This is a genomic window from Labilibaculum filiforme, from assembly GCF_002843315.1.
Classification (GTDB): Bacteria; Bacteroidota; Bacteroidia; order Bacteroidales; family Marinifilaceae; genus Labilibaculum; species Labilibaculum filiforme.
In genome coordinates this window covers 261,541-276,036 of record NZ_MVDD01000005.1, presented here as the reverse complement: position 1 = coordinate 276,036, position 14,496 = coordinate 261,541, and the positions used below count along the sequence as shown (strand labels likewise).

At 35.4% G+C, this 14,496-nt stretch carries 12 protein-coding genes; all 12 read left to right on the top strand.

Translation table 11 applies throughout. From position 1 onward, the window contains the following. Positions 1-231: 231 nt before the first annotated feature. The 12 genes from BZG02_RS09270 to BZG02_RS09215 all read left to right on the top strand — a co-directional run bounded on the left by BZG02_RS09270 (position 232) and on the right by BZG02_RS09215 (position 14,494). Positions 232-2,439 (top strand): peptidase domain-containing ABC transporter, encoded by a 2,208-nt coding sequence (locus BZG02_RS09270; protein ID WP_101261142.1) that lies wholly within the window; start codon positions 232-234, stop codon positions 2,437-2,439. A gap of 24 nt (positions 2,440-2,463) precedes the next feature. Next, entirely contained in the window at positions 2,464-2,880 is a 417-nt protein-coding gene (locus tag BZG02_RS09265; protein ID WP_218972201.1) for a GxxExxY protein, read from the top strand. A gap of 414 nt (positions 2,881-3,294) precedes the next feature. Beyond that, positions 3,295-4,593 carry an HlyD family secretion protein gene (locus BZG02_RS09260; protein WP_101261140.1) on the top strand — a complete coding sequence of 433 codons (1,299 nt, stop codon included), beginning with the start codon at positions 3,295-3,297 and terminating at the stop codon, positions 4,591-4,593. Positions 4,594-4,669: 76 nt separating this feature from the next. Then, positions 4,670-5,617, top strand: a complete 948-nt coding sequence (locus BZG02_RS09255) for an ROK family protein (RefSeq protein ID WP_101261139.1) — start codon at positions 4,670-4,672, stop codon at positions 5,615-5,617. Between the two features lie 47 nt (positions 5,618-5,664). Further along, positions 5,665-6,654 (top strand): DUF3187 family protein, encoded by a 990-nt coding sequence (locus BZG02_RS09250; RefSeq protein ID WP_101261138.1) that lies wholly within the window; start codon positions 5,665-5,667, stop codon positions 6,652-6,654. 20 nt (positions 6,655-6,674) lie between these two features. After that, positions 6,675-7,043, top strand: a complete 369-nt coding sequence (locus BZG02_RS09245; RefSeq protein WP_101261137.1) for a YccF domain-containing protein — start codon at positions 6,675-6,677, stop codon at positions 7,041-7,043. A 369-nt stretch (positions 7,044-7,412) separates the two neighbouring features. Next, on the top strand, positions 7,413-8,909 hold the full coding sequence (locus tag BZG02_RS09240) for an oligosaccharide flippase family protein (protein ID WP_101261136.1): 1,497 nt from the start codon (positions 7,413-7,415) through the stop codon (positions 8,907-8,909). Between the two features lie 175 nt (positions 8,910-9,084). Further along, a complete protein-coding gene (gene dut / locus BZG02_RS09235; protein ID WP_101261135.1) occupies positions 9,085-9,519 on the top strand; it encodes a dUTP diphosphatase in 435 nt (144 codons plus the stop codon). A gap of 104 nt (positions 9,520-9,623) precedes the next feature. Then, a complete protein-coding gene (locus BZG02_RS09230) occupies positions 9,624-10,628 on the top strand; it encodes a sugar phosphate nucleotidyltransferase (protein WP_101261134.1) in 1,005 nt (334 codons plus the stop codon). 6 nt (positions 10,629-10,634) lie between these two features. Continuing rightward, on the top strand, positions 10,635-12,407 hold the full coding sequence (locus BZG02_RS09225) for a tetratricopeptide repeat protein (RefSeq protein WP_101261133.1): 1,773 nt from the start codon (positions 10,635-10,637) through the stop codon (positions 12,405-12,407). Next, positions 12,397-13,260, top strand: coding sequence for a lipoprotein insertase outer membrane protein LolB1 (gene lolB1 / locus BZG02_RS09220; RefSeq protein ID WP_101261132.1), 864 nt, complete (start codon positions 12,397-12,399; stop codon positions 13,258-13,260). The genes BZG02_RS09225 and lolB1 overlap by 11 nt, the downstream gene beginning before the upstream one ends. A gap of 7 nt (positions 13,261-13,267) precedes the next feature. Beyond that, positions 13,268-14,494, top strand: coding sequence for a murein hydrolase activator EnvC family protein (locus BZG02_RS09215; protein ID WP_101261131.1), 1,227 nt, complete (start codon positions 13,268-13,270; stop codon positions 14,492-14,494). Positions 14,495-14,496: the final 2 nt, after the last annotated feature.

Genomic DNA, 14,496 nt, shown 5'->3' with positions numbered 1-14,496 from the left:
TGGTTCGTTCTAGTGTTTTTCACTCCCTCCTGTTTTTAGAAAAAATATAAATGTTTTTGTAGTGCTATTATTAGTTTATGATGTGGATAGTTTTCGTAGTAAATTTACGGATGTTTTATGCTGAAGGGGAGTAGTATACTAAGTTACTTCAATGATACATGTTTAGTCTGTTCCAACAATTTTCTCTACTTTTAGCTTCACAATAATAAATTTACTAACCACCCGATTGCCTTGAAGAAAAAATTTCCCCATTTCCGCCAATTGGATGCCATGGATTGTGGCCCGACTTGTTTGCGAATGATAGCCGCTCATTTTGGTAAGAACTTCAGTTTACAATCATTACGCGATAAATCGCACATTACCCGCGAGGGAGTTTCGATGTTGGGCATTGCCGATGCGGCGGAAAGCATTGGTTTGCGAACCATAGGGGTGCGCATTAGCTACGAGCAACTGCAAAACGATGCTACCCTGCCAGCTATTTGTCATTGGGGACAAAATCACTTTGTAGTTGTTCACAAAATCGAGGTAAGAAAGAAGACAACAACGGTACATGTTGCCGATCCGGCATCCGGTTTGCTAAAGTTTACCAAGGAGGAATTTATTAAGTCGTGGGCAAGTACACAAAGTCAGGGGGAATTGAAAGGTCTTTGTTTATTGGTGGAAACCACACCCGATTTTTTCGCTCAGGGCGATGAAGATCTTTCCCGTAAAAAGAGCATAGGTTTTCTGTTAAAATACTTAAAACCTTATAAGAAATTCTTGGTGCAGTTGGCGCTGGGAATGCTATTTGGTTCTTTATTACAACTTATTTTTCCATTTCTTACCCAGTCAATTGTTGATGTTGGTATCAACACCCAGAATCTCGATTTTATCTATCTGGTATTAATTGCTCAATTGGTACTATTCATATCCCGAATGTCGGTAGAATTCATCCGTAGCTGGATATTGTTGCATATCTCCACCCGAATTAATATTTCATTGATCTCCGATTTTCTCATCAAGTTAATGAAATTGCCCATTGGCTTTTTTGATATTAAGATGATTGGTGATTTGTTGCAACGAATTCAAGATCATACCCGAATCGAAAGTTTCCTGACATCATCTACCTTGAGTATTCTATTCTCGATGGTGAACCTGGTGATTTTTGGAATTGTTTTGGCCATTTACGATCTACAAATATTTCTTGTTTTCGTTTTTGGATCTGCTTTGTATATTATTTGGGTGAACCTTTTCCTCAAAAAAAGGAGAGAGTTGGATGGAAAACGATTTGCCCAATTGTCGAACAATCAAAATACATTGGTTCAGTTAATTACTGGCATGCAGGAAATTAAGTTGAACAATTGCGAGAAGCAAAAACGTTGGGAGTGGGAACAAATACAAGCCGAATTGTTTAAGGTGCGTACCAAAGGTTTGGCTTTGAATCAGTATCAGGTTTCAGGTTCTGTTTTCTTTAACGAGACCAAAAATATCATCATCACCTTTTTAGCCGCAAAATCGGTTTTAGACGGTGGCATGACCTTGGGTATGATGTTGGCAGTGTCCTACATTTTAGGTCAATTGAATTCACCCATCGATAATTTGGTGCAGTTCATTCATTCCTGGCAGGATGCAAAAATATCGCTCGAGCGATTGGGTGAGATCCACGAAATGAAAGAGGAAGAAATGCCTAATGAGGATCGCTTAACAGAAATTCCCGAGGAAAAAACGATCGACATCGAAAAGGTATTTTTTCAATACGAAGGACCACATTCCGAAATGGTTCTCGACGATGTAAATTTGAAGATTGAAGAAGGAAAAACGACGGCAATTGTTGGTGCTTCGGGTAGTGGTAAAACCACATTAATTAAGCTGATGCTGGGCTTTTATCCGACCACCAAAGGCCGTATTTCATTGGGAGGAGTGTCGCTCGATAGTTACAGTTCCTCTATGTGGCGACAAAATTGCGGGGTGGTAATGCAGGATGGTTTTATTTTTTCGGATACCATTGCTAAAAATATTGCGGTAGGAGTAGAGCATATCGATAAAAAGAGGTTATTGTATGCCGTTCAGGTGGCTTGTATTGGCACGTTTGTGGAAAGTTTACCATTGCGTTACAATACTAAAATTGGCGCCAATGGTCATGGCTTAAGTCAAGGACAAAAGCAACGGGTGTTAATTGCACGGGCAGTTTATAAAAACCCTCAGTTTTTGTTTTTTGATGAGGCAACTAATGCTTTAGATGCCAACAACGAAAAGGCAATCATGAATAATCTCGACGAATTTAATAAAGGAAGAACCGTAGTGGTTGTGGCGCATCGATTAAGTACCGTACGAAGTGCCGATAAAATTATTGTTTTGGATAAAGGGAAGATCGTTGAGGAAGGAAATCACCAAGAACTGACAAAATTAAGAGGAGCTTATTACGAATTAGTGAAAAATCAACTGGAATTAGGAAACTAGTGGACGCAGATTTTTAAGATGACTATGATTAAAAATGATAATTACAAACACAGTGAAATAACAGATAAAATTTTAGACGCTTACTATACTGTTTACAATAATTTAGGTGTAGGATTTCGCGAATCTGTTTATGAAAATGCATTATTGATTGAGTTAGATAAACGATTATTAAAATTCGATCAACAAAAAAATATTAAGGTTCACTATGAGGGGCAATTAATCGGTGATTTTTATGCTGATGTTATAGTTGAAGATTGTGTTATTCTTGAACTAAAAGCGGTAGAAACACTCAGGGCAGAACACGAAGTGCAGTTGGTTAATTATTTGAGAGCAACCAAGGTTGAAGTAGGTTTATTATTGAATTTTGGGAGTAAACCTCAGTTCAAAAGAAAGGTGTTTAGTAATTCACGAAAGAATCTTAAACATCATACTGAATCATAAAAGTCAGTGGTACGAATTGATCTTTGGAGAAAGAAGCAAATTGATGCAGATTATTAGGTTGGATATGATGAAAAATGATAATTACAAACACAGTGATCTAATAGATAAGGTTGTTGAGTATCAGTTTATAAAATTGCATGATGTTTGAATTTCATGAAAGAATCTTAATCATCATACTTAAATTTTTAAAATTAATGGTGTGAATTGGTCTTATGAAGAAAGAAACAAACTAATGCAGATTATTAGGATGGTTATGATGAAAAGTGATAATTACAAACACAGTGATCTAATAGATAAGGTTGTTGAGTATCAGTTTATAAAATTGTATGATGTTTGAATTTCATGAAAGAATCTTAATCATCATACTTAAATCTTAAAAATCAGCGTCATAAATTTAATCAGCATCTACATCTTATGGAGAAGGATACAAATATTGAATTACGATCGGATGAAGTAAAGGAGATTTTGCAACGAATGCCTAGTTGGATTATTCGTAGTGGAACCACGCTTTTCTTTGTCGTGATTATTGCAGTAGTAGTTGGAAGTTGGTTTTTCCGGTATCCGGATATTATATACTCCAAGTTGGTTCTTACTACGCTTAATCCGCCAGCCGAGTTAGTTGCTCGTTCATCCGGACAAATTCAAAAATTATATGTTACCGATAATCAAGTGGTGAAAAAGGGGGAGCTGCTTGCGATTATAGAGAATCCTGCAGTGAACGAGGATGTTTTTCTGCTAAAAGAAAAGATGAACGAATTTCATACTCATCTGTCGGGTATTGAGGGAATTGAGTCGAATTTACTGGAGGCTAACCTTCGCTTGGGCGAAATTCAAGTTTATTACAATAGTTTTTTAAAAGCCTATGTTGATTATCAACGTTTTTTCGATTTGGATTATTACGATCGCAAAATTATAGCTTATAAGGATCAAATTAGTAAATACAATTTATATTACAACAGGCAATACCAACAAAAAGAGATTTCGGAAACAGAGTTAGGTATTTCTAAAAAACAATTTATTCGCGACTCTAGCTTATTTGTTCGAGGAGTAATTTCACATTCCGATTACCAAAATGCGCGAAAACAATTTTTGGAGCAAAATTATTCCTTTCATGGAACGCGTTCTTCGTTAGCAGCTACCCAAATTAATATTTCGGAAGTAAATCAGCAAATTATCGATTTAGAATTGCAAAAGGAAAGGGAGCGAAAAGAGTTGCAAAATCTGCTTATTCAAGGCTTCGATAATCTGAAAGCGCAAATTACTATTTGGGAACAGCAATATATTCTTACTTCTCCAATCGATGGGAAAGTTACTTTTAATCGTTTCTATAGTTCCAATCAAAATGTGAAGTCAGGAGAAAGAGTTTTCACTGTTTTACCATCAGATGCTACCAAAATTATAGCTAGAGTGGAATTGGGAGTGCAAGGAGCCGGTAAAGTAAAAATAGGACAACGAGTGAATATAAAACTTAATAATTATCCTTATCTTGAATATGGGATGCTGGAAGGAACCATTCGATCCATATCTAAAGTACCAGAGGATCAGAAATACAGTTTAGATGTTGATTTCCCAAAAGGCTTAGTTACCAACTATGGTATCGAGCTCGACTTTGCACAACAAATTGAAGGTCAGGCAGAAATAATTACGGAAGATCTTCGATTATTGCAACGTATTTTTAATCCGATTCGGTCTTTAATTAAAGAGCGTATGTAGCTTTATATCAGATTAATATTAGGAATATCGTTGGCTTTTCTATTTCCCATAAACTTGGATATAAAATCAAAATAATATGCAAAAGCTAGCGGTTGGGATAGATATTGGTGGAACAAATACGGTTTTTGGTTTGGTCGATAAGAAGGGGAATATACTTGCTGAAGATTTTATTTTCACAAAAAAATATTCGATATTCTCTATTTTCATCGACGATTTGTGCGACCGCATTTTATTGCTCACGCAAAAGTTAAATTGCGATTTGGTGGGAATAGGAGTTGGTGCTCCCAATGCAAATTATTTGGATCAGTGCATTCAGGATGCGTCTAATTTACCCTGGAAAGGACGATTCGAACTAGGAAAACTTTTGAATCAACGAATTAAAGTTCCGGTGTTTGTTACCAACGACGCAAATGCATCTGCCATGGCCGAAATGTTATTTGGGGGAGCCGTGGGAATGAAAAATTTTATGGTCTTAACCTTGGGAACAGGTTTAGGATCAGGAATTGTGGTTAATGGTGAATTGGTATATGGACACACTGGTTTTGCAGGGGAAATGGGACATATGATTGTTCGTCCGGAGGGAAGACATTGTGGTTGTGGAAGATTGGGATGTTTGGAAACTTATGCATCAGCTACCGGAATTAAAAGAACAGTAAGTAAACTATTCGCAAAGTTCTCCTATCCAAGCGAATTAAGAAATGTTCCTTTTAGCAGAATGAGTGCTAAAAGATTGGCAATTGAAGCTCATGCTGGCGATAAAATAGCAATAGAAGCTTTTGAATTTACCGGGAAAATTTTGGGAATTGCTTTGGCAAATGTAATTGCATTAAATAATCCAGAAGCAATATTTCTTTCGGGCGGATTATCGAAAGCTGGCAGTTTGCTTTTAGAACCTACATACTACCACATGGAACAGAACCTTTTATCTGTTTTTAAAGGGAGAACACAATTACTACTTTCTTCAGTGGAAGGTAATTCTGGGGTAATTGGAGCTGCCGCTTTAGTATGGAAAGTTGTTGAATAATTTGTAGATTTGACACTTTGATTCTATTTATCAGGCCCAAAGTGTTCATGAGGAGTATCGGATTTTTTTTTTTAACAATTGTATTTTTTGCTAATTACGCACATGGTCAGCACGCGGTGAGACCGGTTCAAACGCATAACCAAGGTCCATTAGTTCACTTTTTTGCCATTCCTACCAACTCAGGAGGAGCAGTTCTCGAAAAGAATGCCTTCTTATTCGGCAACTATTTTAATATAGCCAATAATGCCACTAGCGCACAAATAGAGGAAGAAACTATTTATTTGGATGGCGAAATGTATCGAAACGAGCTTGTATTTAGTTATGGGCTGTTTACCAATTTTGAACTTGGAGTTTCTATACCGGTAGTTAAACATTCGGGCGGTGTAATGGACGCATTTATAAGTAATTGGCACGAAGTGTTCAACTTGCCTGGTAAATCGAGAGTATTGATGCCCACGGACGAATTAGCTTATTTTTTCATGGAAGAGGAGGAAGTGGTTTTTGAGATGAATAAAAGTAAATTAAGCATTGGGGATATTACTTTTAGCATGGGATTACCTATTGTGACAAACCAAAAACACGATCTTTCTTTACGTTCGTTTCTTAAAGTTCCCAGTGGCAATAAGAATAATTTAGTAGGTAGTGGAACGTGGGATTTCGGGGCTCAGTTAGCTGGTACAATTAATTCTATACCACAGCGAAATGAATTCTCTTTCTACTATTCGGGAGGATATTTGCGAATAAGTAAAGGAGCACTTTTACAGGATAAATTATGTGAAAATGTTGGTTTTGGAAGCTTTGGCTTGGTTTTTAATACCAACAACCACTTGTATTTTAAATCGCAAATAGACTTTCACTCAAGTTTTTACGGAAAAACTAATTTAAAACAATTGGGTAAGTCTTCGGCACAATTAGTAATTGGAACAGAGTATTTTATTAAGAAAGAAATTGCGTTATCTCTGGCTTTCGCCGAGGATATTATTGTAAATACTGCTCCAGATTTTGTGCTGCAATTCGGAATTACATTTCATTATTAATAATTATAAAAAGAAATATAATGAGTTTAATTGGCAATATTATTTGGATCATTTTTGGGGGTATATTCATTTTTATCGAATACATTATATGTGGATTCTTAATGTGTTTAACGATTGTCGGAATTCCATTTGGTTTAAAAATAATACAATTATCCATATTGGGGCTTGCTCCTTTCGGACAAAGAGTGGAACACAATGAGCATGCAGGTGGATGCTTAAGTATTCTTCTAAATATTATCTGGATTTTTATTGGAGGTTTGTGGATCGCTTTAACGCATTTGTTATTTGCACTTCTGTTTGCGATTACAATAATTGGAATTCCTTTTGCTATGCAACATGTTAAGCTTGCAGGTTTTGCTTTAACACCATTTGGAAAAAGTATTCGATAGGCTTTATCAAAAATACAAAGGGCTATAAAAAAGAAGAATCCTGACCGAGAGGCCAGGATTTTCACAAAATACTTAAACAACAAACACTAACATAAACGTTCCTTAACGCGTATGGCAACAAAAGTGAAAAAAATAATTGGGATAAAAAAGTGTTTCAGTCGGTTATAAGACTCAAATTATCAAATATTTCCATCGAAATCGTTTGTGTAAGGCTTATTTATTTTTGATATAAATACCGAACGGTCTTTTTCTTAGAAAAAAAAGAATTGCTCCACGTGGAACAATTACGAATTCATTTTCAGGCACTTTACAAAATGAAAAATAAAATTATCATATATTTGCCAAGTTTAACGCACTAAATCATTCGATTTGAATCCTCTTAAAAAACTTGCCGGCGAAACCGCTATTTATGGGATAAGTACCATAATTGGACGATTACTAAATTGGTTATTGGTACCATTGTACACGAAATTATTTATTCCGGAAGACTATGGAATTGTTACCAATCTAATGTCCTATGTTGCCATACTGCTAGTTGTTCTAACCTATGGAATGGAAACTGGCTATTTTCGATTTGCAAGTAGGGAAAAAGAGAGTGACACTACTTTTTCAACGGGATTTATTTCTCTAATCACTACCAGTTTTTTATTTTGGATTGTAATTGCAGGTTTTTTAAATCCACTTTCTGTATTTTTCGACGTTCCTACAAATAAGAGTTTTATTGTATTGCTCGCGCTTACATTAGGATTCGATGCAATAACAGCATTGCCATTTGCAAAGTTGCGTCAGGAAAACAAAGCGTTTCGGTATGCCGGATTAAAGTTAATTAATATAGGAATTAACTTAGGAATAAATCTTTTCTTCCTTGTGCTTTGTCCTTGGATTTACCACCATTTTCCTGAAGTGCCAATCACAAAAGTCTGGAATCCTGAATTTGGAATTGGATATATCTTTCTGGCCATATTTGTTTCTAGTTTCATAAATTTACTTCTGTTGTTACCTGATATTTTAAAGGTGAAGTTATGCTTAGATCGTAAATTGCTTTTAAAAATACTTGCTTATTCATCGCCAATATTAGTGGTGAGTATTTGTGGAACGCTTAATATAAATTTGGATAAAATGATCATGCCGGAGTTAATTCCGGAATCTCAAAATCCTTTGTATCAAACAGGTATTTATGGAGCAAATTACAAATTAGCCGTAATTATGACTTTGTTTATTCAAGCATTTCGGTATTCTTTCGAACCCTTTTTCTTTTCACAGTCTAAGGAGCAAAATTCAAAACAAGTGTATGCCGAAGTCTTAAAGTATTTTGTCATTCTTGGTCTAATTATTTTTCTTGGCGTGATGTTTTACCTCGATATTGTAAAAATTCTGATTGATACTCGTTATCACGAAGGATTAGGAATGGTGCCTTATGTGCTACTCGCCAATCTATTTTTTGGAATCTTTTTCTCTTTGTCCTTATGGTATAAGTTAACAGATAAAACCAGAATGGGAGCCTATATAGCTATTATTGGAGCGGTAATTACCATTGCATTAAATGTACTCTTAGTCCCTATATTTGGATACATGGGAGCAGCATACGCTGTTCTAGTATGCTTTGTCTCAATTACGGTGATATCCTATATCGCCGGACAAAAGTACTATCCGGTTCCATACGATTTAAAACGAATATTACTCTATTTCTTACTGGCTGCAATTTTATTTGTTGTGGCTGGCTATATACCATTAGAAAACGAATGGGCAAAAATGGCTGCAAAAACGCCTTTGCTTTTAATTTTTATTATTGTAGTAATTCAAAAAGAGCACTTGTGGCATTCTTTAGGAAAAATAGTTGGGATAAAAGGAAAAGGAAATAAGTAGGTAAACTTGCCTTTCATAAGAAATTTGAAAAATGTATCTTAGCCATTCGAAAAAAAAATCAAACATTCTTTAAGCTGAAGTCATTAGATAGAAGCCATGTATCACGTTATTTATATTTATAAATAGAGAATTATAAAGTAAGTTCCGTCGATCAAATAATAAAAATAAAAAATAGATGAAAGTTAAAATCGTTAATAAATCGAAACACGATCTACCAAAATACAGTACCGAGTTATCTGCAGGTATGGATCTAAGAGCTAATCTTGATGAGCCTGTTATTCTAGAATCACTAGAACGAAAATTGATAAAAACAGGATTATTTATTGAACTTCCTGTTGGATATGAAGCTCAAATTCGTCCTCGTTCTGGAATGGCTTTAAAAGAAGGCATTACCGTTTTGAATTCACCTGGAACTATTGATGCGGATTATAGAGGGGAAATAGGTGTGATTCTTGCAAATCTCTCCAATAGTTCCGTAGAAATAAAAGATGGCGATCGAATCTGTCAAATGGTTGTTGCTGCACACGAAACTGTTAGTTGGGAAGCGGTGGAGGATCTGGAAGCTTCTGAAAGAGGTGCCGGAGGTTTCGGACATACAGGAAAAGCTTAATGCGTTAAAAATTATTAATTTGGATCAAAACTAATTGCAAAACTGTACATTTGATCCGTTTTTTAGTTATTTTACAATTCACTACTACTAGATATTTTAAAAAGATGAAGATAATTGTTCCAATGGCTGGAATGGGGAAACGCATGCGTCCTCATACATTAACAGTGCCAAAACCTTTAATTCCTATTGCAGGAAAGCCTATCGTTCAACGACTTGTCGAAGAAATTGCAAAAGTTTCCGACGAGGCAATTGATGAAATAGCCTTTATTATTGGTGATTTTGGCAAGGATGTTGAAGATAGATTACGTGGTATTGCTAAAAATATTGGAGCAAAAGCCAGCATTTACTATCAGGAAGAAGCCTTAGGAACGGCTCATGCTATTTTTTGCGCAGCACCTTCTTTATCCGACAAGGTTGTTGTTGCTTTCGCCGATACTTTGTTCAAAGCCGATTTCGTTTTAGATGCCGAAGCCGATAGTGTGATCTGGGTGCAAAAAGTTGCCGATCCATCTGCTTTTGGAGTGGTGAAAATTGACGACAAGAATAATATTACTGACTTTGTTGAGAAGCCAAAAAATTTCGTGTCCGATCTTGCAATCATAGGAATCTATTATTTCAAAGATGGCGATAATCTAAGAGATGAATTAGAATACCTATTGAAAAATAAGGTGCTTGTAAATGGTGAATATCAGCTTACAGATGCCTTGGAAAATATGAAAAATAAAGGGTTAACCTTTAAACCAGGACAAGTTATTGAATGGATGGATTGTGGAAATAAAGATGCAACAGTTCATACCAATCAACGAATATTGGAATATCATAAAGAGGATGAATTGGTTTGTGCTTCGGCTACAGCCGTAAATTCTATTATTATACCTCCATGTTATATTGGAGAAAATGTGAAAATTAAGAATTCTGTAATTGGACCGCACGTTTCGGTAGGTGCAAATACAACAGTAAGTAATACTTTGGTTCGTAACTCAATTATTCAGCGAAATTCAAACCTTGAAAACTTAAACCTCGAAAATTCTATGATAGGTAATTTTGTGGATATACAAGGAGATGTTTCGGAATGGAATGTTGGTGATTTTGCGACCTTTTCAAAATAAAGATGGATGAAGGAGGGATGTAAATTTTTGATAGCAATTCTTGTTAGTAGTTTGACGTTGAGCTCTGTGTTTGCAGGGGGAATTACGGCTATGCCTAAAAAAGAAAAAGTACAGAAAGAGGTGAAATTAACTGAGGCTCAAAAGTTAGAGTTTGATTTTGCTTTTACAGAGGCAACAAAGGCTGTATTGTTGCAAGAGTTAGATAAAGGTCTCTCTTTGTATGCAACCTGTCTAAAAATTGATCCGTCGAGTGCTGTTGTTCGTTACGAATTGGCAAATATCTATATGAGTCAAGAAGATTTTACTAGTGCATTGGAGTTATCCCGAGGTGCAGTTTCTTTGCAACCATTAAATATCTGGTATCAAATTCAGTTAGCGAATATCTATCAGAAAAAAGGAATGATGGAACAAGCTTGCGCTGTTTACGACGAGTTGGTTGAAATGCATCCCGAACGGTACGACTTTTACTATATGCAGGCTGCTATATTTGCTTCGGTTGAAAAATTCGACGAAGCCATTGAGGTGTATGATCGTTTGGAGAAAAAAGAAGGTATTCAGGAAGGTGTTTCCTTAGAAAAAGAGCGTTTGTATATTGCTGCCGGTAATCGTAAAATGGCTTATGCCGAAATTCAAAAATTAATCAAGAAGAATCCATATCGAGCTGATTTTTATGGAATGTTAGCCGATTTATATACCGAGGATAAACAAGAGGAAAAGGCATTTGAACAGTACGAAAAAATACTGAAAATTGACCCGGAAAATGGGTTGGTTCATTTCTATTTAGCCGATTTTTATCGTAAAAAAGGCGAAATAGAAAAAAGTAATGTGTCTCTTTTTAAGGCGTTTAGTAATTCTGAAATTGAATCGGATCAAAAAATTCAATTCCTAATTTCCATTTTAATGAATGGTGAAAATGAAAGCTTGTCCGATGAATATCTGAAAGAATTATTAGACAAATTAGTCGAAGTTCATCCTGGTCAAGTACGAGTTCATGCCTTATATGCCGATTTTCTTCGGAAAAGAAAAGACAATGAGGGCGCCCGATTTCATTTGCGAAAAGTACTCGAAGAGGAGAAAACAAACTATGTGGTTTGGGAAGAATTGCTTTTAATCGACAACGACATGTTGGATTTTGAAAGTATGTTTAAGGAAAGTTCAGAAGCATTAAAATATTTCCCTAGTCAACCACTCCTATATATTTTTAAAGGTGTTGCTGCGGCTCAAAAAGAGGAGTATAAAGTAGCTATTGAAACTTTAGAGGAAGGGTTTGCTTACATTGGTGGAAATGTAAAATTACGGGTACAGTTTAAAACATACCTTGGCGATGCATATTACCAAATGGGCGATGCAAAAAAGGCTTTTAAAGCCTACGATGATGTATTGCTATTTGAACCCGAAAATGTTGTTGTATTGAATAATTACAGCTACTATTTGTCGGTGAAAGGCGAAGAATTGGAAAAAGCTAAAAAAATGAGTTCTCTTTGTGTAAGTCTAGAGGCTGAAAATTCTACTTATCTGGATACACATGGATGGGTTCTGTTTCGGATGGGAGAGTTTCAAAATGCGAAAACGGTGTTAGAGAAAGCGCTCGAATTTGGTGGAGGAGAATCTCCTGTAATTGTCGAACATTACGGAGATATACTTTTTCGTTTAGGCAGTAAAGAAAAAGCCTTAGAGGAGTGGAAAAAAGCGAAAGAAATAGGTGAAGGTTCAATGTATTTGGCCGAAAAGATTAAAACAGGGATTATTCCTGAGGAGACGGAACAAGATGAGCAATAAAATTAATACAAAAACTGTGGTGAGGGCTTTAATTGTTATTATTGCCCTTTTTCAGTTTTCCTGTAAATCTTTTTATGAGTTAGGGGTTGAGAAGGCAAAACCAATATCCGATAATAAATTATATACTGAATTACTGGATAGTAGTTTAAATTATAAGAGTTTGTATGTGAAACGTTTCACTGCAAGTTTTTCGGTGGATGGAATAACAAAAAGCTTTAAAGGCTCGATCAAAATTGAAAAGGATAGTATTATTTGGATCGATATAACAGCTTCTGTTGGAATACCAGTTGCCCGTTTACTAATTACCCCCGATTCGGTAAAGATGATTGATCGGTTGAAGAAGACTTACTTTATTGATGATTTTGGCTTCTTTTCGGATAAATTGAATCTTGATTTAGACTTTTATTCTTTTCAAAGTATACTTACCAATTCTATTTTTAGAATGGATAATGAAGAGAAAGAAAAGGCATTTATTCGATCGTTTAATGGAAAAATTATCGAGAATAAATATGTTTTTATATCCGATAAGGCCAGAAAGATTGATCGAAAGTTAAAAAAGGATAAGCTCGAAAAATTGAATCGGTTTAACTATCAAAGAGTAGATATTGATCCTTCTTTAATGAGGATTACCGATATTAATGTAAAAGAATTTGATGCCTCGAGAGACATTGCTGTAAAGTATCGGGATTTTACCGTTTTTGAAAACAGGAAGTTTCCTCAACGCTTAACTTTTGAAGTAAAGGATCCAAAACATTTATTATCTTGTAACATTAAATTTAACAAGATTACATTTAGTGAAGAACTGCGGTTTTCGTTTACAATCCCCGAAAAATACGAGCAAATTTATCCATAAAAGTCCTATGGGAATTAGAGAATTAAGCTTTAATAAAATAGTCTACTTAGTAATTGCATTGCTGTTTCTAGTTTCAGTAGATGCTTTTTCGCAACACGATCTTTCTACATTGAAGAAAAGAAAGGATCAGAATGCGAAGGATATTGCATATACCAATACTTTGCTTTCCAATACGCTAAAGAATAAAAATGTAACATTAGGGCAATTAAATATATTAACTCAAAGAATTAAGTCGAGAGAAGCTTTGATTCAATCCATTGAGAATGAAATCACGTTTATGGATGCTCAAATTGTAACTATTAATAGCGATGTAAAGGAGCTGGAAGAGGACTTAGTGAAACTAAAATTGCAATATGCAAAAGTAATCCAGTACGCATATAAGCAGCGAAATTCACACGAGAAACTAATGTTTTTATTGTCTTCGAAAGATTTTAACCAAGCATATAAACGTTACAAATACCTACAACAATTTTCGGAGTATAGCAGAGAACAAGGTAAATTGATTGGTTCTAAAAGAGAGACTCTAAATTCAAACTTGTTGCAGTTAAAAACTACGAAGAGCGAAAAAGTTGTTTTATTAACTGATAAAACAAAGGAAAATCAAAGTTTAGCTGCAGAAAAATCACAACAGTCAGAGATTGTTTCGAAATTGAAACAGCGCGAGAAGCAGTTAAGAGATGATTTAAAAACACAGCAAGATTACACTAAAAAGTTAGAGAAGGAAATTCAACGGATTATTGAAAGTCAGGCTAAATTAGCCGCCAAGAAAAATAATGGGGAAGGAAAATTTGGCTTAACTCCCGAGGAGAAAATTCTCTCCGATTCCTTCGATCAAAATAAAGGAAAATTACCTTGGCCAACCAAAACCGGGTTTATCTCCGAAAAGTTTGGGGAGCACAAGCATGCAGTATTAAAGCATGTTAATGTTCGAAACGACGGTATAAATATCACGACAGATAGCAATGCAGAATGTCGTTCTATATTTAAAGGAGAAGTAACACACATTCTCTCTATGCCAGGTCTCAATAATGTCATCATTATTCGTCACGGAGAGTTTTTCTCTGTTTATTCAAACCTATCCACGGTAAATGTAAAAAAAGGGGATACGGTTACTTCTAAAGAAAAAATTGGCGTGGTGTATACCGATCAGGCACAAAGCCAAACTGTTCTTAAATTCCAATTATGGAAAGGGAGTACAAAATTAGATCCTGCTTTGTGGTTGTATCGGAATTAACT